The following is a 21,266-nucleotide window of genomic DNA, read 5'->3' as shown; positions in this document are numbered from 1 at the left end:
CGAACCCGAACCCGAACCCGAACCCGGACACGGACCCGGACCCGGACACGGACCCGGACCCGGACCCGGACCCGGACCCGGCGGAGCCTCGGGCCCCGGGCTCCCGGCCTCGCGGGGTGTTCGGGAGGATCCTCGGCCCGGTCGTCCCCCGGCTGGGGGTGGCGGCCGCGTTGCAGGTCGTCGCGTCGGCCGCGGGCCTCACCCCGTACATCATGGTCGCCGAGCTCGCCCGCGAGCTGCTGGGCCCGGCTCCCGTGGACGAGGGGCGCGTCCGGACGATCGTCGTCGCGGCGATCGCGGGCCTGGTGGTCAGGACGGTCGCCATGGGCGCGGCGGCCACCGTCACCCACCTGGCCGACGTCGACCTCCAGCTGTGGCTGCGCCGCGACATCGTGCGGCGGATCGGGCGGGTGCCGCTGGGCTGGTTCACCGCGCGGACCTCCGGCGAGGTGAAGAAGGCCGTGCAGGACGACGTCCACAACCTGCACCACCTCGTCGGGCACGCCGTGCTCGACCTGGTGTCGGCGGTGGTGGTCCCGGTCCTGACGCTGGCCTACCTGTTCTGGGTGGACTGGCGGATGGCGCTCGTGACGGCCTCGACGCTGCCGGTGTACCTGGCCGCCTACGCGGTGATGATGCGCGGCTGCCAGACCAAGCTGGCCGAGATGAACGACGCCACCAACCGGATCAACACGGCGGCCGTCGAGTTCGTGAACGGGATCGCCGTGGTGAAGACCTTCGGCCAGGCGCGCAGGTCGCACCGCCGCTTCGTCGAGGCCGCCGACGACTTCTCCGCGCGGTTCCGGCGCTGGGTGGAGCCCATGACCCGCATCGAGGCCTCGGCGCAGAACGCCATCGCGCCGGTGACGATGCTGCTGCTGGTCCTCGTCGCCGGCACGCTGTTCGTCTCGGCCGGGTCGCTGCGGCCCGTGGACGTGCTGCCGTTCGCGCTGCTCGGCCTAGGTCTGGGACAGCCGATCATCGGCCTGGGCTTCGGGATCGGCGCGATGCAGGAGGCGCGCGAGGCGGCCGGGCGGGTGGCCGCCGTGCTGGACGCGGAGGAGCTGCCCCTCGCCCGGGAGCGGGTCTCACCGCAGGGGCACACCGTGGAGTTCGAGGCGGTCGGCTTCTCCTACGACGGGAACTCCGAGGTCCTGCACGACATCACCCTCACCCTGCGGCCCGGCACGGTCACCGCCCTGGTCGGCCCCTCCGGGTCGGGCAAGTCGACGCTCTCCCGGCTGCTGCCGCGCTTCTGGGATCCCACGCGCGGCCGGGTCCTCATCGGCGGGGCCGACGTCCGCCGGATCCCGGCCGAGGAGCTGCACCGGCTGGTCGGGACCGTCTTCCAGGACGTACGGCTGCTGCGGATGAGCGTGCGCGACAACATCCGCCTCGGCCGCCCCGGCGCGACGGACGCCGAGGTCGAGGCCGTGGCCCGCGCCGCGCGGGTCCACGACAGGATCCTCGCCCTTCCCGGCGGCTACGACGCGGTGGTCGGCGAGGCCGCGCACCTGTCCGGCGGCGAGGCCCAACGGGTGAGCATCGCCCGCGCGCTGCTGGCCGACACCCCGATCCTGGTGCTCGACGAGGCGACGGCGTACGCCGACCCCGAGTCCGAGGCCGCGATCCAGGACGCCCTCTCCGCGCTGGTGGCCGGGCGCACCGTGCTCGTCATCGCCCACCGGCTGCACACGGTCACGGGCGTCGACCAGACCGTCGTCATGGACCGGGGCCGCGTGGTGCAGCGCGGCCGCCACGAGGACCTGCTGGCCGGAGAAGGACCGTACCGGTCGATGTGGGAGAAGGCCGCCGTACCCGAGGAGACGCGATGATCCGGATGCTGATGGAGCTCGTGGGAGCGGGCCGGGTCCGCGCCTACCTGCTCACCCTGGTGAGCCTGGCGGTCGCGCAGGGGCTCGCCTTCGCGCTGGTCGTCCCCGTGCTGCGCGCCCTGTTCGCGGGTGAGGCGGCGCGGGCGTGGCCGTGGCTCGCGGCGCTGGCCGTCGCCGTCGCGGTCTGCGCCGTGCTGCAGTACCGGCAGGCGGTGATGGGCTTCTCCGCCGGCCTCGAACTGTCGCGGACCCTCTACCACCGGCTCGGGGACCACCTCGCGGCCCTCCCGCTCGGCTGGTTCGAGGCCGACCGGATCGGGCGGATCGGCCGGCTGGTCGTGCAGGGGGTACGCGTGGTGATGGGCGTGCCTGCGCACCTGCTCCAGCCGCTGGTCACCGCCTACGTCACCCCCGCGACCGTGGTGCTGGTGAGCTTCCTCTTCGACTGGCGGCTCGGCACCGCGCTCGCCGTCACCGGCGTGCTCCTGGCGCTCACCTACCGCCTCACGGCACGGCTCTCGGAGAGGGTCGACCATCTGGTGGACGCGACCTCGGCCGAGGCGGGCGGCCGGGTGGTGGAGTACGCGCAGGCGCAGGCGGTCCTGCGCGGCTTCGGCCGTACCGGGGCCTCCTACGACGAGCTGGAGCGGGCGCTGCGGGACCAGCACCGGGCGGCGCGCCGTTCGATCACCGGCGTCGTGCCCGCCCTGGGGCTCAACGCCCTCTCCGTGCACACGGCCTACGTCGTGCTGCTCGCCCTCGGCACGTTCCTGGTGCTGGGAGGCTCGCTGGACGCGGCCGAGCTGCTCGCCCTGCTCGCCCTGGCCACCCGGTTCACCGAGCCGCTGGTGCTCGCCGCCGAGCTGGGGGGCGCCCTGCGGGTGGGCCGCAACAACATGGTCCGCTTCACCGAGATCCTCGCCGTCCCCGTACTGCCGGAACCGGCCGCGCCCCCGGAGGCCGTCGCCGGGGAGGCCCTCGCGATCGAGTTCGACCACGTCACCTTCGGCTACGGCGGCGCTCCCGTGCTCCGCGACGTCAGCCTGCGGATCCCGCCGAGGACGCTGACCGCGCTGGTCGGCCCCTCGGGGTCGGGCAAGACCACCGTCACCCGGCTCATCGCGCGCTTCTTCGACACCGGGACCGGAACCGTGCGGGTGGACGGGCACGACGTCCGCGACCTGACCACCGAGGAGCTGATGTCCCGCCTGTCGCTCGTCTTCCAGGACGTCTACCTCTTCGACGACACCATCGAGGAGAACATCCGCCTGGGCCGCCCCGGCGCCACCCGGCAGGAGGTACGGCACGCCGCCGCGCTGGCCCGGGTCGACGAGATCGTGGAGCGGCTGCCGGACGGCTGGCGGACCAGGGTCGGCGAGAGCGGCGCGGCCCTGTCGGGCGGCGAGCGCCAGCGCGTCTCGATCGCCCGGGCGATCCTCAAGGACGCCCCCATCGTGCTCCTGGACGAGGCGACCGCCGCGCTCGACCCGGAGAACGAGGCCGCCATCGGCGACGCCCTGCGCGCGCTCGCCGCCGACAAGACCCTCCTGGTGATCGCCCACCGCCTGTCGACCGTGATGGCCGCCGACCAGATCCTCGTCCTCGACGAGGGAAGGGTCGCCGAGTCCGGCGACCACGAGACCCTGCTGTCCCTGGAGGGCAGGTACGCGGACTTCTGGCGCGAACGCCACCGGGCGCTGGGGTGGCGCCTGCTGTCCTCCTGACCGGGCGGGAACGGGATGATGGAGGTCATGAGCGCCGTACCCGCCCGCTCCGGCCCGCGCCGGGGGCGCAAGCCCACCTTCAGTCTCCATGACGTGGCCGAGGCGACCCTCGCGGTCGGGTTCCGCGACCTCACCATGAACGCGGTGGCCGACCGGCTCGGGGTCAAGCACTCCTCGCTCTACCGGCGCGTCCCGAGCCGCGACGCGCTGGTGACCGCCGCGATGGACCTCGCCGTCCGGAGGGCCGACTGGCCCGAGGCCGGGGACGACTGGCGCGCCTACCTGGAGAGCACGGCGGACGCCGTCTGGGGGATCTTCGCGGCCCACCCGGGGATGGCCGAACAGATCCGCGACCTCGAACGCACCCCGCCCGCCATCACGCACGCCTTCTACGCGACCGTACGGGAGCTGACCCGGTTCGGGTTCCCTCCCGGGCTGGCCGTGCTCGCCGTCGACACCGTCACCGACCTGGCCGCGGACGTCTACGTCGGCTGGGAGCGCCTCAGCGGGACACGACCGGGCGAGGCGCGACCGGGCGAGGTACGACCGGGCGAGGTACGACCGGGCGAGGCGCGGAAGGAACGGGAGGAGCGAGGGCCGCGGGAGGAGCGGGAGGCGCGGGAGGTGTCCACGCGCCGCGACCTGCTGCGCGAGGCGTGGGCGGGCGAGGACCTCGCCCCGGACACGGCCCCCTTCGCGGAAATCGTCCGCGACATCATCGAAGGCGATCCGCACGACTGGTTCCGCGCCAAGCTCGCGCTCTTCCTGGACGGGGTGCGAGCCCGCCTCGACCACTCCTGAACCCCTCCGGCGGCCGTACGGCACCGGAGGGACATCAAGGGAAATCAAGGGACATCGAGAGACGCGGAAGGACATCGAGGGACGCGGATTGCTTCGGTCTCGCCCGTCCTCGGCCTCCCCTGTGCCGGCTCGCCGGCAAGCGTGACGACCTCGGCGGCGGCCGGCTCCACGCTCACGCGACCGGCACCTTTCCGGGAACGCGCGCGGAGACGAACGTGACGGTACGGCGGAGCCGGAACCCGAGCGACTCGTACAGGCGGATGGCGCCGGTGTTGGTGGCGACCGCGTGCAGGAAGACTCCCTCCCCCCGGTCCCGGATGCCGGCGGCGACGGCGAGCACCAGCCGGGTCGCGAGCCCCTGGCCCCGGAACGCCTCGTCGGTGCAGACCGCGCTGATCTCCGTCCAGCCCGGTGGGTGCAGCCGCTCACCGGCCATCGCGACCAGCGCGCCGCCGCGCCGGATGCCCAGGTAGGTGCCGAGCTCGACCGTGCGGGGCAGGAACGGCCCCGGCTTGGTCCGCGCCGCGAGGGCCAGCATCTCCGGTACGTCCTCGGCGCCCAGCCGGACGGCCTCGTCGTCCGGACGGGCGGCCACGCCGTCCTCGACGAGCTGGACCCCCTCCCCGATGACCTGCACCTCCCACCCGTCCGGCGGCGGGACGCGCACGCCCGCGAGCGGGACCAGGCCGCCGGGACCGGCCAGCGCCGCCAGCTCGTCCCAGTCGGCGGCCTCCGGCTCGGCGGGCAGGGCGACGAACGGGGAGACGTCGACCGGGTAGCGCAGCACGTTGCCGTACCGTTCGGCCAGGTACGCGTGCGGCCCGGTCAGGGACGACCGGGCGGGGTTGTCCAGCGGGTGGGGCTCGCTCACCCGGCCACCTCGACGACGATCTTGCCTCGCGCGTGACCGGCCTCCACCGTCCGCAGCGCCTCGGCCGCCTCGTCGAGCGGGAAGGTCGCGGTCACGTACGGCCGCAGCACGCCCCGCTCGACGAGCTTCGCCACCGCCTCCAGCACCTCGCGGTCGCGTTTGCGCGCCACGGGCGAGCCGCCGAGCCGCGCCACGGTGTCCCGGTCGGCGGCGGTGATCAGCTTCGAGGGGTCGGCGAGGAGGCCCGCCACGGCCTCCAGCGCGTCCCCGCCGACCAGGTCGTAGATCGCGTCCACCCCGCCGGGGGCCGCGGCCCGCACCCGGTCGGCGACGTCCGGCCCCGGCTCGACGTGGACCACGCCGAGCTCCTCGACGAAGTCCTTCTTGGCGGCGCTCGCGGTGCCGATCACCTTGAGCCCGGCGTCGCGGGCGATCTGCGCCGCGGCCACGCCCACCCCGCCGCCGACGCCGACGATCAGCAGGGTGGCGCCGGGAGGCAGCCCGAGCTGGTGCACGCCGTCGTAGGCGGTGGCCGCCGCGATGGGCAACGTGGCGGCGTCCGCGAACGACACGGCGCCGGGCTTGTGCGCGGCCAGCTCGACCGGCAGGAGCGTGTACTCCGCGTAGCCGCCGGTGAGGGGGTTGCCGAACACCGCGTCACCGGGCTTGAACCCCTCGACGCCCTCGCCGGCCTCCTCGACCACCCCGGCGACCTCGCCGCCGAGGACGGCCGGCAGCTCGACCGCCGGCGCGCCGGGCGGCAGGTAGCCTGTCCTCCGCTTCCAGTCGACGGGGTTGACCCCCGCCGCCCGCACCGCGACCAGCAGCTGGCCGGGCCCGGGGACCGGCCGGGGAAGGTCGGCGAACGCCTCCATCTCGGGCCCGCCGTGCTGGGTGTACGTGTACGCCTTCGGCATGTCGTTCCTCTCTTATCTCTACTCTTCCTACATGAATAGTGGAGATAAGAATCTTATTCCCGCCCTCCGGCCGGGGGGGCGGGAACGACCAGACGACGGGGAACGGCCGGGAGACGGGAACGGCCGGGACAGGCCGCCGCTCAGCCGGCGATGGGCGAGTAGGCACCGGCGTCGCCCTTGCGGACCACACTGACGTCACCGTTGACGCCGATCGGGATGTCGCCGGCCAGCGTGATGCGGTGGAGAAGCCGTGGCAGGTCGTCGTAGTCCGCGACGGCGTAGTGCTGGGTGGCCCGGTTGTCCCAGATGGCGATGTCCCCGTCGCGCCAGTTCCAGCGCACCGTGTTCTCCAGACGGGTGACGTGCCGCTGCAGCAGGGAGAACAGGTCGTGGAAATCGGCGCTGCTCAGGCCGACGAACGACCTGACGAAGTGACCGAGCAGCAGGGACGGCTCGCCGGTCTCGGGGTGGACGCGGACGACGGGGTGCTCGGTCTCGAACTCGCTGCTGCGGAACTGCTCGCGGTACTCCTGCTCCTTGACGTCGATCCCGCCGATCTGCGGGCGCTGCGCCGCGTAGTCGTACAGGTTCGAGTGCACCGCGCGCAGCCGGCCCACCAGCGCCTGCAGGCCGGGATGCAGCCGCCGGTAGGCCTCCACCGTGTTGGCCCACACCGTGGTCCCGCCGTAGGGCGGCAGCGTGATGGCGCGCAGCACGCTGATCGCCGGGACGCGGTCCACGAAGGTCACGTCCGTGTGCCAGCTGTTGGCCTTGCCCTGCTCGGAGTCGATCGGGAGCACGGCCTCACCGTCGCCCGCCACCGTCGGATGCGGCCTGGTGACGGTGCCGAGCAGCCTGGTGAACGCGTACTGGTCGGCGTCGGTGGCATGCCCCTGGTCCCGCAGGAAGATCACGCGGTGGCGCAGCAGCGCGGCACGCAGCTCGGCGACCGCTGCCGCGTCGACCTCGCCGTCCACCCGGATGCCGCCGACGACCGCGCCGATCACGCCGCCGACCCGCGTGACGTCGATGTGCCGATAGGAGCCGTCGGGGACGACAGGCGTCCCGTGGTCATGGAGCTGGGTCATTCCCTGAGACCTTTCGATGGGCGATGTACGGGCGGGCCATCACAGCGTGTGCCGGGAAAGAAATAATGTCAACTATTCCTACAGGTTTACTAGGGAATTTTTCACGCCCGATCCAGCGCCCGGTTCACGTCCGGCTCGCACCCGATTCGCGTCCGGCTCGCACCCGATTCGCGTCCGGTTCAGCGTCCGGTTCGCGCCCGATTCAGCGCCTGGTTCGTACCCGATTCGTACTCGATGAGGAGTGATCGTGCCACCGGCACCCCCTCTCCCGCCGCGAGCCGGGAGGGGTCCCCGGCGGCCCGGCCGGCGAAAAACCGTTCGCCTCCCCCGCCCGTCCTGGGCCAACATGACCACAGCCGCCGGTGTCCAAGGCCGTCGGTGTCCGGAGGGGGGAGTGACCGTGCCTGAATCACCTGACTCCCCCGACAGGCCGTCCCCCCGCAGGTCGGCCGTCCTGCTGGCGCTGCGCTACTACAACGGGGAGCTGCTGAGGCAGTGGCGGGTCGCCATACCCGCGCTGCTCCTGCCGGCGATGGGGAACACCTGCCTGTTCTACCTGGCGCCGCTGATGGTGGGCGCGATCGTGGGGCGCCTGTCCGAGGGCGGCGATGCCTCCACCGCCGTCCTCGTGCCGTACGTGCTCGGCTTCGGCGCGCTGCTGCTCACGGGCGAGATCCTGTGGCGGGTGGCCATGCACTTCCTGAACCGCCTGGACGCCCGGGGCATGGAGCGGCTCGGCGCGACGGGCATGGACGAGCTGCTGGCCAAGGACGCCGCGTTCTTCCACGACAACTTCGCCGGCTCGCTGACCAAACGGGTGCTGAGCTTCTCCAACGGGTTCGAGGGCTTCGTCGACACGCTCACGTTCTCGATCCTCGCCAAGGTGGTTCCGCTGGGGTTCGCCTCGGTGGTGCTGTGGCACTACCACCCGTTGCTGGTCCTCGTCCTCGTGGGTCTCATCGCCGTCACCTGTCTCCTCGTCGCCCCGCTCATCCGCCGCCGCCAGCGGCTGGTGGACCGGCGCGAGGCCGCCAAGGTGCGGGTGTCCGGGCACGTCGCCGACGTACTGGCCAACATGGAGACGGTCCGCGCGTTCGCCGCCGAGGGCCGCGAGGCCGCGCAGCACCGGACCCGCGCCGCCGAGCAACGCGAGCTCACGCTCCGCTCCTGGGACTACGGCAACCTCCGGGTCGACACCGTCATCGCGCCGATGTCGATCCTCACCGGCACCGTCGGCCTGCTGCTCACCGTCGTCCTGCGAGGCGGCCTGGGCGTGGAGGCGATCGTGGTGACGTTCAGCTACTACTCGACCTCGATCGGCATCATGTTCGAGTTCAACCAGATCTACCGTCGCCTGGAGAGCGTGCTGACCGAGTCCGCGCAGTTCACCGAGCTCCTCCTCACGCCGCCGGGGGTGGTCGACCCGGACGACCCGCAGCCGTTGCGCCCCGCCGACGCCGGTGTCCGGTTCGAGCGGGTGGCGTTCGCGCACGCGGGCAACCCGCCCCTGTTCGACGGCCTGGACCTGCACATCCCCGCAGGCACCAAGATCGGCCTGGTCGGCCGGTCCGGCGGCGGCAAGAGCACCCTCACCCGGCTGCTGCTCCGCCTCATGGACGTCGACGGCGGCCGGATCCTGGTCGGCGGCCAGGACATCACCCGGCTCCGCCAGGCCGACCTGCGCGGCCTCATCGCCTACGTCCCCCAGGAGCCCGCGCTGTTCCACCGGTCGTTGCGCGACAACATCGCCTTCTCCCGGCCGGGCGCCACCGACGCCGAGATCCACCGGGCCGCGCGGGCGGCGCACGTCACGGAGTTCGCCGAGACCCTGCCCGACGGCTTCGACACGCTGGTCGGGGAGCGCGGCGTCAAACTCTCCGGCGGCCAGCGGCAGCGCGTCGCCCTCGCCCGCGCCATCCTGCGCGACGCGCCGATCCTGCTGCTGGACGAGGCCACGAGCGCGCTCGACTCCGAGAGCGAGATCCTCGTCCAGGAGGCCCTGTGGAGCCTGATGCGTGACCGCACCGCCCTCGTGGTCGCGCACCGGCTGAGCACCGTCGTCAGCATGGACCGCCTGGTCGTGCTCGACCAGGGCCGCATCGTGGAGCAGGGCGACCACCACGAGCTCCTCCAGGCCCAGGGCCCGTACGCCCGCCTGTGGCACCACCAGTCCGGCGGCTTCCTCCTGGAGGAGGACACCCCGGACACCGTCCACCGCTGACACACACAGGCGTCCCCGTCCCCGTCCCCGTCCCCGCCCCTGTCCCCGGCACCGGCACCGGCACCGGCACCGGCACACGGACATCCAGCCCCACCACCGCACGCGGACCGCACGCGGGCGTCCCGGCCCCGCCCGCAAGCCCCCGGAAACCGATCCCGGAACACCGACCACGCGACACCGCTCCCGAACCACGACTTTCGTCACTCACATGAAAGTTTCACGGGCGCGGCGTCGTCCTCGCAGATTGTCAGGGCGGCCCGGCCGGGGTGTTTGAGGTTCGGCGGCCCGCGTGCCTACGGTGCTGGCATCCGCACAGTGGTCCGGTCAAGGAGTCCCGAGGAGCCCATCATGCGCGCCCGTGTCATCCCGGCCCTGATTCTGGCGCTGCTCGCGCTGGTCGTCACCGCCCCCGAGGCCCGCGCCCAGGTGGTGGGCGGCTTCGACTTCTCCCGGGCGCAGGTCTCCGTCACGGGCCTCCAGGTCCCCTGGGGCCTGGCGTTCCTGCCGGACGGCAGCGCGCTGGTGTCCGAACGCAACACCGGGCGCATCCTTCAGGTGCGGCCCGGCCAGACTCCCACGACGGTCGCGACCGTCAGCGGGGTGAGCGCCTCCGGTGAGAGCGGCCTGCTCGGCATCGCCGTGTCGCCCGCCTACGCCCAGGACGGCTGGGTGTACGCGTACTTCACCAGCACCGCCGGGGACAACCGCCTGGTCAGGCTGCGGCTGACCGCGCCCCAGACGCAGCCGGTGGTCTTCTCCGGGGTTCCGAGCAGCACCATCCACGACGGCGGACGCATCGCCTTCGGGCCCGACGGCATGCTCTACATCGCGACCGGCGACGCCGCCAACACCGCCAACGCGCAGAATCTCAACAGCCTCGCCGGGAAGATCCTGCGCATCACGCCCACCGGCGGCGTGCCCTCGGACAATCCGATCGCGGGCTCCCGCGTCTGGACCTACGGCCACCGCAACGTCCAGGGCCTGACCTGGGACTCCCAGGGCAGGATGTACGCCGCCGAACTGGGGCAGAACACCCGGGACGAGATCAACCAGATCGTCGCGGGCGCCAACTACGGCTGGCCGACGTGCGAGGGCACGTGCACCAACCCCTCCTTCCGCAACCCGATCGTCACGTGGACGACCGCCGAGGCGTCGCCGAGCGGGCTGGCCTGGGCCAACAACACGCTCTTCGTCGCCGCGCTGCGCGGCCAGCGGCTCTGGGCGGTACCGCTGACCAGCGGCGGTACGGCCGGCACGCCGCTGGCCGAGTTCCAGTCCACCTACGGGCGGCTCCGCACGGTCGCGGTCGGGCCCGACGGCTGGCTCTGGGTGACGACCAGCAACCGGGACGGCCGCGGCACCCCGGTGGCACAGGACGACCGCGTCGTCCGCGTCCCACCGGCCTCCACCGGGGGCGACACCACCCCGCCGACCGCGCCGGCCGGTCTGGCCGCGTCGGGGACGACCTCCACCGCGACCACCCTGACCTGGACCGCCTCCACCGACGACGTGGGCGTGACCGGCTACGACGTCCTGCGCGCGCCGGGCGCGTCCGGCGGCACCTTCACGCAGGTGGGGACCTCGGCCACCACCTCGTTCGCCGCGACCGGGCTCACCGCGAACACCACGTACCGCTACCAGGTCCGGGCCCGCGACGCGGCGGGCAACCTCTCGCCGGTTTCGAACACCGCGACGGTCACCACCACCCCGGGCGGCGGGAACCCCGGCGGATGCTCGGTGACGGCGACCGTCCAGGCGCAGTGGGGCAGCGGGTACGTGCTCCAGCCGGTCACGGTCACCAACACCGGCACGTCCGCGCTCAACGGCTGGACGGTGACCTTCACGCTGCCGAACGGCCACGCCGTCACCGGCTCGTGGAACGCCACTCCGACCGTCAGCGGTCAGACCGTCACGGCGCGGAACGCCGGCCACAACGGCGCCCTCGGCCCCGGCCAGAGCACCACCTTCGGGCTGCAGGCGAGCCGCCCGAGCGGCAACACCCAGACGCCGTCCGGCTACCGTTGCACGAGCCCCTGAGTCCCGCCCGCGGCCTCCCAGCCGCGGGCAGCCGGGAAACCGCGCGGCCATCGTCACCGTGACCTCCCGGCCGCGGGGGCCGGGAAACCGCGTGAACCTCGTCACCCGCGGGCGGTAGGGGAAGCGACCTCCCCTACTGTCCCGCGAGCAGCGGGAGCGCCGGGAAGGTGTGGTCCCGCCACAGCAGCCGTGAGGCCTCCTCCGGGTAGGAGGTGACCGTCGACGGCGTGTCGAAGAGCCGCGCGAGGCGGCGGTCGGCGTCGTACGCGGGCCAGCCCGGGTCGCCGTGCGCGGCGAACGCCGTCCACGCCTCGCGGATCCGCGCGGACAGCTCCTCCGCCGCCGGGGAGGACGGGTCGCCGATCAGCGCGGCGGTCTGCCCGGTGCCCAGGTTGCCGAAGACGAGCGGCACGTCCAGGCCGTGGCAGGCGCCCAGGGCGCCGCCCAGCCCCGGGGCGGGCCAGGTCAGCTCGTAGAGGTGGGCCCGGCCGCCGCCGGCGATCTGCGCGTCGGCGAGGTGCAGGCTCGGCATACGGAACAACCAGTCGGCGTTGACCAGCTCGTACAGCTCCTCGTCGGCCGCCTCCGGGAACGCCCGCCGGTATCGGGACGCGCCGTCGGGGCCCGGGGCGAGCATGCGCAGGGCGGTCTCGGCCTGCTCGCGCGTGACCTGGCCGAGCACGCCGTCGATCAGGCTGAACAACCGGTGCTCGTCGCGGGTGTGCCCGACGAGAAGCCCGACGTCGCGGGCGGCGCCGCCTGCCAGCGCCCGCCAGGGGGTCGCCGGCAGGACGTCGCCGTCGACGACCGGCGCGAACGGGATCGGCCGGTGGGTGATCTGTCCCCAGCGCTCCCGCCACTGGAGCGTCTTGGCGAAGACCGCGTCGCCCGCGGCGGGCAGCAGGGCCGGGTCCACCGCCGACAGGCCGGACACCGTGGGCTCCACCCCCAGCTCGGCGGCGCAGGCGGCGGCGATGTCGGCGGCCAGCTCGGGGGAGAAGAACGTTCCCGGCACGCTCTGCGCGACCGCCCGGTGGAAGAGCCCGGCGGCGCGCGGCATGGCGAGCAGCGCGGCGACCGATCCGCCGCCCGCCGACTGCCCGAAGACCGTGACCCGGTCCGGGTCGCCGCCGAACGCCCGGATGTTGTCGCGCACCCACCGCAGGGCCGCGACCTGGTCGAGCAGCCCGCGGTTGGCCGGGGCCCCGCCGACCTGCGCGAAACCCTCGACGCCGAGACGGTAGTTGAGGGTCACCACCACGGTCCCGCTGCCGGCCAGGTGCCCGGCGTCGTACTCCGGGAGGCTGGAGTCGCCCATGGCGTAACCGCCGCCGGGGATCCACACCATCACCGGCAGCCCCGCCGCCGGACCGGGTTCCGGGGTCCAGACGTTGAGCGTGAGCCAGTCGTCGCCCGCGACGTCCTGAGAGACCCCGAGCACGCCGGACTGCGGGGGCGGCGGGCCGTACGCGAGCGCCGGGCGCACGCCGTCCCAGCCGCGCACCGGCCTCGGCTCGGCGAAACGAAGGGCCCCGACCGGCGGCTCGGCGAACGGGACGCCGCGGAAGACCGCCAGGCCCGCCTCCCGGCGACCACGAAGGACACCCGCCCCCGTGCGAACCTCCGGCGCGGACGGTTCGGAAGGCGCGGACGGCCCGAGCTCGGACGACCCAGGCTCGGACGGCTTCCTGGACTCGGTGACGGCCATCTCGCGGTCTCCTCTCCGTTCCTGCTCGGCCGAGCATCTCAACGCGCGCCGCCCGCGGGCAAAGCGTTTAAGCCTCGCCCCGCACGAGCCCGGAACCCGCTGTCACGTGTGACTCTCACGGGGGCACGAGCGCCGCCAGGGGGACGTGGTGCTGGCCCGCGTGGATGTCGCGGTCGCGCAGGCTGCCCTGGGCCACCGGCCGGGGAAACGAGATCTTCACGACGTTGAGGGCGGGGACGCGGAAGATCTGGACGCTCGCCGCGTCGAGGTCGTACAGCCGCGCGACGACCTCCTCGTTGATGAAGTCCTCGTCGGCGACGATCGCGTAGTCCTCCGCCGTACGCATGAAGAGTTCCATGGTGACCCAGAACGGGCCGGCGTTCTTCGAGCGGACCTCCAGCGCCATCTCCCCCAGCGTGGGCCTGCGGTCGTCAGTCACGGGAACCGTCCTCGGCGATCTCGATACGGAACATGGCGGTGGGCTCGTCCACGTCCACGACGTGGTTGAGCACGAACTGGTAAGCGGGCCCGCGCTCGCTCTCGGCCGGCGAGGTGGCGAAGGCCAGGCTGGGCAGGTGATCCATGTCGGGAGTCGGGAGATGCAGCATCAACGGGTTCGCGATCTTGGCGATCGCGGTGGCCGTGGCCTGGTCCGGGGCGTTGACCAGCATCATCACCCCGACCTCCCGGGGCGGCCCGGAGGCCGGGTCGATGCTCCCCAGCACGGCGTTGTACCCGTAGGGGCGGATGTCCACGGCGTACTCGGAGGGTTCGAGACCCAGTGTCTGCCGCACGCGCCCGGCGAGGATCTCGTACATCAGCGCGACCCACTCCTCGATCCTGGCGAGGATGTGCGGGTCCCGGATCGCGGTGAAGGACATGGTCTCGTAGCCCGTGACGCGGGCCCCTTCGAGCTTGATCGTGTACTGGTCGGCGATCTCGAAGCGTGACCCCTCGACGCGCACGCGGCGCTCGTCCAGCGCGGTGTAGACCGCGTCGGAGACCACCAGCGTGCCCGCCGGCTCGCGCATCTCGAACGGGTTGACCGTCTCGTAGAGCATGTGCGCCGCCACCGACGTCGTCGTGCACGCGGCGGCCGGGTCGAGCGGCTCGATGGTGAAGCCGTCCCGGTCGACGGTCGCGAGGACACCGCCGGTGCGCGGGTTGGTGGTGCACTGCCCGCCGCATTCGATGATCTTGGACGCGTGCCAGGTGGGACCGGCCGGCATGCCCTTCATCAGCGGGTACGCGGCGGCGACGGCGGTGTCGGTGGCCCGGCCGGCGAGCACCACGTCGGCCCCGGCCTCCAGGGCCGCCACGATGGGTTCGTGGCCCATCATCCCGACGATGTGGCTGCAGCCCTCCAGTGTGGCGGCGTCCAGGTCGCCCATCGGCGCCAGCGGGTGGATCCGTCCCTCGTCGAGCCTCTCCTTCAGGACGGCGGCCGTCTGCTCGCTGTAGACGCGGGCGACCCTCAGGTCCAGGCCCTCCTCCCGCAGGATCCCGCCGACGATCCCGGCGACCCAGTCGACGCCGGAGTCGGTGCCGCTCGTGCCGCACGAGCCGACGATCAGCGGGATGCCCGCGCCGGCCGCGGCCCGCAACAGGATCCGCAGGTCACGGGCGACCGCCGCGGCGGTCGTCTTCGCCGTCCCCGAGCCCAGGTAGTACGGCCCGGAGTCGGTGGAACCGCCGTCGACGGCGATCACGTCGGCCCCGAGCCCGATCCCCCGATCGACCGTCTCCGGCGGGAACCCCGCCCCGAGCATCCCGCTGGGGACCAGGATCCTGACCTCGGTCCCGGGCGTACCCGTCATGTCGTCCTCATCTCTGTCTCTTCGGTGATCACTGGTCGTACGGGCGGGAGTGCGGGCGGGAGTGCGGGCGGGAGCAGGTGGGCGTTGAGCGAGGACCGGGGACGTCCCCGCAGGGCGGCCACCAGCTCGCGGGCGCCGTCGAGACCGGCGGCCCGCCGGGCCTCGGCGGTCTGCCCGGCCAGGTGGGAGTAGACCGTGATGCCCGGCACGTCGCGCAGCGGGCTGTCCGCCGGGAGCGGTTCGGTGCCGGTGACGTCGAGGGCGGCACCGGCGAGCCTGCCCGCGCGCACCGCGTCGGCCAGTGCCGTCTCGTCGACGACGGCACCGCGGGCGGTGTTGATCAGGTGCGCCGTCGGTCTCATCCGCGCGAGCGCGGACGCGCCGATCAGGTGCCGGGTGGCCGGGGTGAGCGCCGTGTGCAGGGAGAGGAAGTCCGACGCGGCCAGCAGTTCGGGAAGGTCCACGAACCGTACGGAGGCGTCGTGGCGCCCGCTCTCCGGCACGCCGGTCGTGCAGAGCACCGACAGCCCGAACGCCTGGGCGAGAGGCACCACGGCCCGCGCCGTCGCGCCGTACCCGAGGAGCCCGAGCGTCCTGCCGCGAAGCTCGTGGCCGTCCTCGCGCGGCCAGTGACCGGCCCGGACACCGGCGGCGACGGGCACCAGCCGCCGGGCCTGGGCCAGCAGCAGGGCCATCGTGTACTCGGCCACGGCGTTGGCGTTGACGCCGGGCAGGTTGCTCACCGAGACGCCCGCGCGGGTCGCGGCCTCGACGTCGACGGAGTCGTGTCCCACGCCGGTGCGTACCACCGCGCGCAGGGCCGGGACGCGCGCGAACACCTCGGCCGTCATCGGCTCGTGGGCGATCAGCGCGCCCACGCAGCCGTCCAGGATCGCGACGAGCTCGTCGCGCTCGCGGGCTCCCCGCAGCGGGCGGTGCCGGGTGGCGAGGCCGGCCTCGCGCAGGAGGCCGTCCACCTCGTCGCCGGGTACCAGGTAGTCGGTGGTGACGAGGACGGTGGGCGGGGTGCTCATCGGGCGCCCTCCCCCGCCACGCCCGCGCGCCGGAGCCGGTCGACCCGGACGACCAGCAGTACGGCGACGGCGGCCAGGACGGCGATGTGCAGGAGCATCAGGTGCCATCCCGTGACGTCGACCGCCAGGCCGACGAGGGCCGGTCCGGCGAATCCCCCGCCGGCCCAGCCGACCGTGTACAGGCCGGTGTACGTGCCCAGGACGCGGCTCGACGGGGCGAGGTTCCACAGCACGACGACCGCGTTGATCATGAACCCGGCGGCGCCGGCCGTCGCGAGGCACAGCGCCACGACGGTGGTCGTCGGGGTCTGGAGGACGGCCCCGAGGATCGCCCCCGCGCAGAAGACCGTTATCCCGGCGAACATGACCCGCAGCCGCCCGAAACGCTCGGCGAGCAGCGCGGCGGGGAAGGCGGCGAGGATGAAGACGATCCCGCTCGGCAGCGTCAGCCCGCCCGCCTCGCCGTCGGACAGGCCGAGGACCTCCACGCCGTAGGGGGTCATCAGGGAACGCGAGGCGAACCACGCTCCCCCGAAGACGAACACGGCGACGATCAGCAGCAGCCGGCTCCGGTCGGGAGCGAGCACCAGGTCGCGGACGACGGCCCCCAGCCCGACCTTGACGTCCGCATCGCGCGCCCCGCCGCCCTCCGGCGACGCCCCGCCCCCGGATGCCCGGTCCCCCGAAGCCTTCGAGTCCCCCGAAGCCTTCGAAGCCTTGCCCGCCGACGCTTCGTCCCCTGCCGCTTCGTCCTCTGACGCTCTGTCCCCTGACGTTTTGCCCGCCGACGCCGCGTCCTCCGCGAGGGCGGCCTTGTACGCCGGCGACCGGCTGTCGCGTACCCGCCAGACGAGCACCGCCGCCGCCACCAGCATGAGGCCGGACGGAACGGCGAAGGCCAGCTCCGGGTGGTCGTCGACCAGCAGCAGGCTGACCAGCGCGGCCACGATGGTCGTCAGCGCCGACGCGATCTTCACCACGGCGTTCGCCCGGCTCCGGCGCGCGGGCTCGATGAAGTCGGGCATGAGCGATTCGCTGACCGGCTTGAAGCTGTTCATCACCAGCGCGTAGAGGAAGATCACCAGGATCAGCCAGGTCAGCGACGTCGCGTACGGGATGAGCAGGAACAGCACGGCGCCCAGCGGCATCATGACCGCCAGGTACGGGATCCGGCGCCCCCAGGCGGTCCGGGTGTTGTCCGAGCGGTTGCCCATGTAGGGCTGGATGAAGATTCCCAGCAGGTTGTCCATGCCCATGAGCAGGCCGATCACGGCGACGCTGGCGACGTGGTCCCGCAGCAGTTCGGGCACCCGGTTGTCGTAGAAGTTCCAGGTCGACTCCTGGGCGAACACCGCCAGGGCCACGTAGAACGTGATCCTCCCGGTGCCCGCCGAACGGCTTTCGGCTCGCGTCGCGCTGGCCATGGCGTCCTCCTCGGTGTGGCAGCAGTCACACTATTTGCCATAGCAAAAATGTCAATACATAGCATCGAAATGTGCCATTGCGACTGTTATCGTGAGCCCATGACGGTCAAGTCGACGACGGACCAACCCCACGCGCGCGGCGAGACCCGGGCCGACCTCGCCTACCAGACCCTCCGGGAGGCGATCGGGACCGGCACGCTGCGCCCGGGCCAGAAGGTGACCGAGCGGGGCCTGGCCGAGCGGCTCATGGTCAGCCCGACACCGGTGCGCGAGGCGCTGCTCCGGCTCGAACACGACGGGCTCATCCAGCGCACCGGGCCCCGGACGGTCGTCGTGGCCGACATCGCCGAGCGCGCCATCGACGACCTCGCCGAGGTCGAGATAGGCCTGCGGGGCCTGGTGGCCCGGTTCGCGGCCCGCAACGCCACCCCCGAACAGCTGGACGTCCTCGACGCGATCCTCGACGCCGCCGATGACCTGCTGATCGTCCTCATCACCCGGCACCGCAACGGCGAGAGCGTCGACCGGCACCTCACCGCGCTGCTCGACCGGATGCAGGAGTTCAACGAGGCGGTGAACGCGTGCGCGGCCAACCCGGTGCTGATCCGGCTCCTCGAACAGTCCCAGGTCTTCTCCCAGCCCGAGCGCCGGGCCCTGCGTCTTGAGAAGATCGCCATGGACGACCGCTTCGGGCTGGACCGCTACGCCGGTCACCGCGCGCTGGTGCGCGCCCTGCGGCAGGGCGACTCCGCGACCGCGGAACGGCTGGTCATCGAGGACGCCCAGGGCGGTCTGGACGCGTTGAGAGCACACCCCCGCGGGAGGAACCGATGACAGCACCCTCGTACCGGATCGCCGTGATCCCCGGCGACGGGATCGGCACGGAGGTCGTCCCGGAGGGGCTCCGGGCCCTGGAGGCGACCGCCGAGGTGTTCGGCCTCGACCTGCGGTTCGACCACTTCGACTTCGCCAGCGCCGCGTACTGGCAGCGCCACGGGACGATGCTGCCGCCCGGCTGGCAGGAGATCCTCGGCTCCTACGACGCCATCTTCTTCGGCGCCGTGGGCTGGCCGGAGGTCGTGCCCGACCACGTCTCGCTGTGGGGCAGCCTCCTGCAGTTCCGGCGCACGTTCGACCAGTACGTCAACCTGCGCCCCTGCCGGCTGATGCCGGGTGTCCGCAGCCCCCTGGCGGGCCGCGAGCCCGGCGACGTCGACTTCGTCGTCGTCCGGGAGAACACCGAGGGCGAGTACTCCAGCATCGGCGGCCGGATCTTCGAGGGCACCGAGCGCGAGACCGTCCTGCAGGAGACGGTGATGACCCGCGTGGGCGTCGACCGCGTGCTGCGCTACGCCTTCGAGCTCGCCGGACGGCGGCCGGCCCGGCACCTCACCTCGGCGACGAAGAGCAACGGCATCTCGATCTCGATGCCCTACTGGGACGAGCGGGTCGAGGAGATGGCGAAGCGGTTCCCCGATGTCACCTACGACAAGAGCCACATCGACGCGCTGGCGGCGAACTTCGTCCTGCACCCCGACCGGTTCGACGTCGTCGTGGCCAGCAACCTGTTCGGCGACATCCTCTCCGACCTGGGCCCCGCCTGCACCGGCACGATCGGCATCGCCCCGAGCGCGAACATCAACCCCGACCGGACCCACCCGAGCCTCTTCGAACCGGTGCACGGCTCCGCGCCCGACATCGCCGGCCGGGGCGTCGCCAACCCGATCGGGCAGATCTGGTGCGCCTCGATGATGCTCGACCACCTCGGCCACCCCGACGCCGGCGCGCACCTGCTGGCCGCGATCGAGGACGTCCTCGCGGCGGGCCCGGAAGAGGCCCCGCTCACCCCCGACCTCCACGGCCGCGGCACCACCCTGGAACTGGGCCGGGCGATCGCCGCCCAGGTCGCCGCCGCGCGGTGATCAGGCCGGTTACGTGGTGATCAAGCGGTCGCCTTACCATCGACACGCCCCCTGACGGGACCGACGGGGTGCTTGAGCAAGGGAGTACCGCCATGGACGCGGACGTCATCATCGTGGGCGCGGGCCTGTCCGGACTGGTCGCGGCGCAACAGCTGACCGCCCAGGGCCGGAAGGTGGCGCTGGTGGACCAGGAGAACGCCGCCAACCTGGGCGGGCAGGCGTACTGGTCGTTCGGCGGGCTCTTCCTCGTCAACTCGCCCGAGCAGCGCCGCCTGCGGGTCAAGGACTCCTTCGAGCTGGCGTGGAGCGACTGGCGGGCGAGCGCCGGGTTCGACCGCCTGGAGGACGAGGACGTCTGGGCGGAACGCTGGGCCCGCGCGTACGTCGAGTTCGCCGCGGGTGAGAAGCGGTCCTGGATAGACGCCCACGGCATCAAGCTGACGCCCGTCGTGGGCTGGGCGGAGCGCGGTGGCCTGCGCGCCGACGGCCACGGCAACTCCGTGCCCCGCTTCCACGTGGCCTGGGGTACGGGAACGGGCGTGGTGGGCCCGTTCATGCGGGCCGCCGAGCAGGCGGCCGAGGCGGGACTGCTGACGTTCCACCACCGTCACCGGGTCGACGAGCTCGTCGTCCAGGACGGCGCGGTCACCGGGGTACGCGGAAGCGTGCTGAAGGACGACCCCTCGCCGCGCGGGGTGGCCTCCAACCGCGAGGTGACGGGCTCCTTCGAGCTGACGGCGCAGGCGGTCATCGTCACCAGCGGCGGGATCGGCGCCGACCACGACCTGGTGCGCCGCTACTGGCCCCAGCGGCTGGGCACCGCCCCGCAGAACATGATCACGGGTGTGCCGGCCCACGTGGACGGCCGGATGCTGGCCATCAGCGCCGCGGCGGGGGCCCGGCTGGTCAACGAGGACCGGATGTGGCACTACACCGAGGGCGTGCAGAACTGGGACCCCGTCTGGCCAGGACACGCGATCCGGATCCTGCCGGGGCCGTCGTCGATGTGGTTCGACGCGCTGGGCCGCCGCCTGCCGGCCCCGTACCTGCCCGGTTACGACACCCTCGGCACCCTCAAGTACCTGCGCACCACCCCCGACATCGCCGGGTACGACCACTCGTGGTTCATCCTCACGCAGAGGATGCTCGAGAAGGAGTTCGCGCTGTCGGGCTCGGAGCAGAACCCCGACATCACCAGCGGCGACCGGAAGGCGGTACTGCGCAACCGGCTCCTCGGCAAGGGTGCGCCCGCTCCGGTGGACGCCTTCAAACGGCGCGGCGCGGACTTCGTCGTCGCCACCACGCTGGAGGAGCTGGTGGCGAAGATGAACGGCCTGACCGACGAACCCCTGCTCGACGCCGCCGAGCTGCGCCGCCAGATCGTGGCCCGCGACCTGCAGATCGGCAACCCGTACAGCAAGGACGCCCAGGTGCAGGGCATCCACAACTCACGACGTTTCCTCGGCGACCGGCTCAGCCGCACCGCCACCCCGCACCGTGTCCTGGACCCGCAGGCCGGCCCGCTGATCGGGGTCAAGCTCCACATCCTGACGCGTAAGAGCCTCGGCGGCATCCAGACCGACCTCGACTCCCGCGTCCTCGGCGCGGACGGCACCCCCATCGACGGCCTGTACGCGGCCGGGGAGGCCGCCGGGTTCGGAGGCGGCGGCGTCCACGGCTACAACGCCCTGGAGGGCACCTTCCTCGGCGGCTGCCTCTTCTCCGGCCGCGCCGCCGGCCGCGCCGCCGCCCGGGCGGTCGCGTAGGACGGTCAGGCGGGCGCGTGAGGCGACCAAGCGGGCGACAACGCCGGAAACAGGAGCGAGAGAACCGCCCCCTTCACCGTCACCACCTCCAGCGCGGCGAC

16 protein-coding genes are annotated in these 21,266 nt (G+C 72.9%); 8 read left to right on the top strand and 8 right to left on the bottom strand.

Annotated elements, in window-relative coordinates; genetic code table 11:
* Positions 1-116 precede the first annotated feature (116 nt).
* The 3 genes from ACFYWM_RS02025 to ACFYWM_RS02015 are packed head-to-tail and all read left to right on the top strand — an operon-like array spanning position 117 to position 4,360.
* A complete protein-coding gene (locus tag ACFYWM_RS02025) occupies positions 117-1,835 on the top strand; it encodes an ABC transporter ATP-binding protein (RefSeq protein ID WP_389907410.1) in 1,719 nt (572 codons plus the stop codon).
* Positions 1,832-3,559: an ABC transporter ATP-binding protein gene (locus ACFYWM_RS02020; RefSeq protein ID WP_389907408.1), complete on the top strand. Its 1,728-nt coding sequence runs from the start codon at positions 1,832-1,834 to the stop codon at positions 3,557-3,559. The genes ACFYWM_RS02025 and ACFYWM_RS02020 overlap by 4 nt, the downstream gene beginning before the upstream one ends.
* A gap of 27 nt (positions 3,560-3,586) precedes the next feature.
* Entirely contained in the window at positions 3,587-4,360 is a 774-nt protein-coding gene (locus ACFYWM_RS02015) for a TetR/AcrR family transcriptional regulator (protein WP_389907406.1), read from the top strand.
* A gap of 172 nt (positions 4,361-4,532) precedes the next feature.
* On the opposite strand, the gene ACFYWM_RS02010 is transcribed toward ACFYWM_RS02015, so the two are convergent.
* The 3 genes from ACFYWM_RS02010 to ACFYWM_RS02000 form a co-directional block, all read right to left on the bottom strand.
* Positions 4,533-5,231, bottom strand: a complete 699-nt coding sequence (locus ACFYWM_RS02010) for a GNAT family N-acetyltransferase (protein ID WP_389907404.1) — start codon at positions 5,229-5,231, stop codon at positions 4,533-4,535.
* The gene (locus ACFYWM_RS02005; RefSeq protein ID WP_389907402.1) at positions 5,228-6,148 is read right to left on the bottom strand and encodes an NADP-dependent oxidoreductase; all 921 of its coding nucleotides are present in this window, start codon (positions 6,146-6,148) and stop codon (positions 5,228-5,230) included. The genes ACFYWM_RS02010 and ACFYWM_RS02005 overlap by 4 nt, the downstream gene beginning before the upstream one ends.
* A gap of 140 nt (positions 6,149-6,288) precedes the next feature.
* A complete protein-coding gene (locus ACFYWM_RS02000; RefSeq protein ID WP_389907400.1) occupies positions 6,289-7,236 on the bottom strand; it encodes a TauD/TfdA dioxygenase family protein in 948 nt (315 codons plus the stop codon).
* A gap of 400 nt (positions 7,237-7,636) precedes the next feature.
* Between ACFYWM_RS02000 and ACFYWM_RS01995 the strand changes: the two genes are divergently transcribed.
* Both ACFYWM_RS01995 and ACFYWM_RS01990 read left to right on the top strand, forming a co-directional pair.
* Entirely contained in the window at positions 7,637-9,457 is a 1,821-nt protein-coding gene (locus ACFYWM_RS01995; RefSeq protein WP_389907398.1) for an ABC transporter ATP-binding protein, read from the top strand.
* Between the two features lie 348 nt (positions 9,458-9,805).
* Positions 9,806-11,494, top strand: coding sequence for a PQQ-dependent sugar dehydrogenase (locus tag ACFYWM_RS01990; RefSeq protein WP_389907396.1), 1,689 nt, complete (start codon positions 9,806-9,808; stop codon positions 11,492-11,494).
* A 133-nt stretch (positions 11,495-11,627) separates the two neighbouring features.
* On the opposite strand, the gene ACFYWM_RS01985 is transcribed toward ACFYWM_RS01990, so the two are convergent.
* The 5 genes from ACFYWM_RS01985 to ACFYWM_RS01965 all read right to left on the bottom strand — a co-directional run bounded on the left by ACFYWM_RS01985 (position 11,628) and on the right by ACFYWM_RS01965 (position 17,477).
* On the bottom strand, positions 11,628-13,202 hold the full coding sequence (locus tag ACFYWM_RS01985) for a carboxylesterase/lipase family protein (protein WP_389907394.1): 1,575 nt from the start codon (positions 13,200-13,202) through the stop codon (positions 11,628-11,630).
* Between the two features lie 115 nt (positions 13,203-13,317).
* Entirely contained in the window at positions 13,318-13,641 is a 324-nt protein-coding gene (locus ACFYWM_RS01980) for a DUF4387 domain-containing protein (RefSeq protein WP_389907392.1), read from the bottom strand.
* Complete coding sequence (locus ACFYWM_RS01975) at positions 13,634-15,019, bottom strand: acyclic terpene utilization AtuA family protein (RefSeq protein WP_389907390.1); 1,386 nt, start codon at positions 15,017-15,019, stop codon at positions 13,634-13,636. Before ACFYWM_RS01975 ends, ACFYWM_RS01980 begins: the two co-directional genes overlap by 8 nt.
* The gene (locus ACFYWM_RS01970; RefSeq protein ID WP_389907388.1) at positions 15,016-16,053 is read right to left on the bottom strand and encodes a phosphoglycerate dehydrogenase; all 1,038 of its coding nucleotides are present in this window, start codon (positions 16,051-16,053) and stop codon (positions 15,016-15,018) included. The genes ACFYWM_RS01975 and ACFYWM_RS01970 overlap by 4 nt, the downstream gene beginning before the upstream one ends.
* A complete protein-coding gene (locus ACFYWM_RS01965; protein ID WP_389907386.1) occupies positions 16,050-17,477 on the bottom strand; it encodes an MFS transporter in 1,428 nt (475 codons plus the stop codon). The genes ACFYWM_RS01970 and ACFYWM_RS01965 overlap by 4 nt, the downstream gene beginning before the upstream one ends.
* A gap of 99 nt (positions 17,478-17,576) precedes the next feature.
* Here ACFYWM_RS01965 and ACFYWM_RS01960 point away from each other — a divergent pair, with 99 nt between their 5' ends.
* The 3 genes from ACFYWM_RS01960 (at position 17,577) to ACFYWM_RS01950 (ending at position 21,165) form a co-directional block, all read left to right on the top strand.
* Positions 17,577-18,311 (top strand): GntR family transcriptional regulator, encoded by a 735-nt coding sequence (locus tag ACFYWM_RS01960; RefSeq protein WP_389907384.1) that lies wholly within the window; start codon positions 17,577-17,579, stop codon positions 18,309-18,311.
* Positions 18,308-19,399 (top strand): tartrate dehydrogenase, encoded by a 1,092-nt coding sequence (locus ACFYWM_RS01955; protein ID WP_389907382.1) that lies wholly within the window; start codon positions 18,308-18,310, stop codon positions 19,397-19,399. The genes ACFYWM_RS01960 and ACFYWM_RS01955 overlap by 4 nt, the downstream gene beginning before the upstream one ends.
* A gap of 92 nt (positions 19,400-19,491) precedes the next feature.
* On the top strand, positions 19,492-21,165 hold the full coding sequence (locus ACFYWM_RS01950; protein WP_389907380.1) for an FAD-binding dehydrogenase: 1,674 nt from the start codon (positions 19,492-19,494) through the stop codon (positions 21,163-21,165).
* The last annotated feature ends 101 nt before the right edge of the window (positions 21,166-21,266 follow it).

It is taken from the genome of Streptosporangium sp. NPDC002721, from assembly GCF_042888905.1.
Classification (GTDB): domain Bacteria; phylum Actinomycetota; class Actinomycetes; order Streptosporangiales; family Streptosporangiaceae; genus Streptosporangium.
The sequence above is the reverse complement of the archived record's forward strand: the minus strand, read 5'-3'. Positions and strand labels throughout refer to the sequence as shown.

Coding starts and splice junctions, on each gene's coding strand:
- ACFYWM_RS01955 (WP_389907382.1), top strand. CDS start 18,308: ATGACAGCACCCTCGTACCGGATCGCCGTGATCCCCGGCGACGGGATC.
- ACFYWM_RS02000 (WP_389907400.1), bottom strand. CDS start 7,236: ATGACCCAGCTCCATGACCACGGGACGCCTGTCGTCCCCGACGGCTCC.
- ACFYWM_RS01990 (WP_389907396.1), top strand. CDS start 9,806: ATGCGCGCCCGTGTCATCCCGGCCCTGATTCTGGCGCTGCTCGCGCTG.
- ACFYWM_RS01985 (WP_389907394.1), bottom strand. CDS start 13,202: ATGGCCGTCACCGAGTCCAGGAAGCCGTCCGAGCCTGGGTCGTCCGAG.
- ACFYWM_RS01970 (WP_389907388.1), bottom strand. CDS start 16,053: ATGAGCACCCCGCCCACCGTCCTCGTCACCACCGACTACCTGGTACCC.
- ACFYWM_RS01960 (WP_389907384.1), top strand. CDS start 17,577: ATGACGGTCAAGTCGACGACGGACCAACCCCACGCGCGCGGCGAGACC.
- ACFYWM_RS01975 (WP_389907390.1), bottom strand. CDS start 15,019: ATGACGGGTACGCCCGGGACCGAGGTCAGGATCCTGGTCCCCAGCGGG.
- ACFYWM_RS01965 (WP_389907386.1), bottom strand. CDS start 17,477: ATGGCCAGCGCGACGCGAGCCGAAAGCCGTTCGGCGGGCACCGGGAGG.
- ACFYWM_RS02015 (WP_389907406.1), top strand. CDS start 3,587: ATGAGCGCCGTACCCGCCCGCTCCGGCCCGCGCCGGGGGCGCAAGCCC.
- ACFYWM_RS02005 (WP_389907402.1), bottom strand. CDS start 6,148: ATGCCGAAGGCGTACACGTACACCCAGCACGGCGGGCCCGAGATGGAG.
- ACFYWM_RS01950 (WP_389907380.1), top strand. CDS start 19,492: ATGGACGCGGACGTCATCATCGTGGGCGCGGGCCTGTCCGGACTGGTC.
- ACFYWM_RS02020 (WP_389907408.1), top strand. CDS start 1,832: ATGATCCGGATGCTGATGGAGCTCGTGGGAGCGGGCCGGGTCCGCGCC.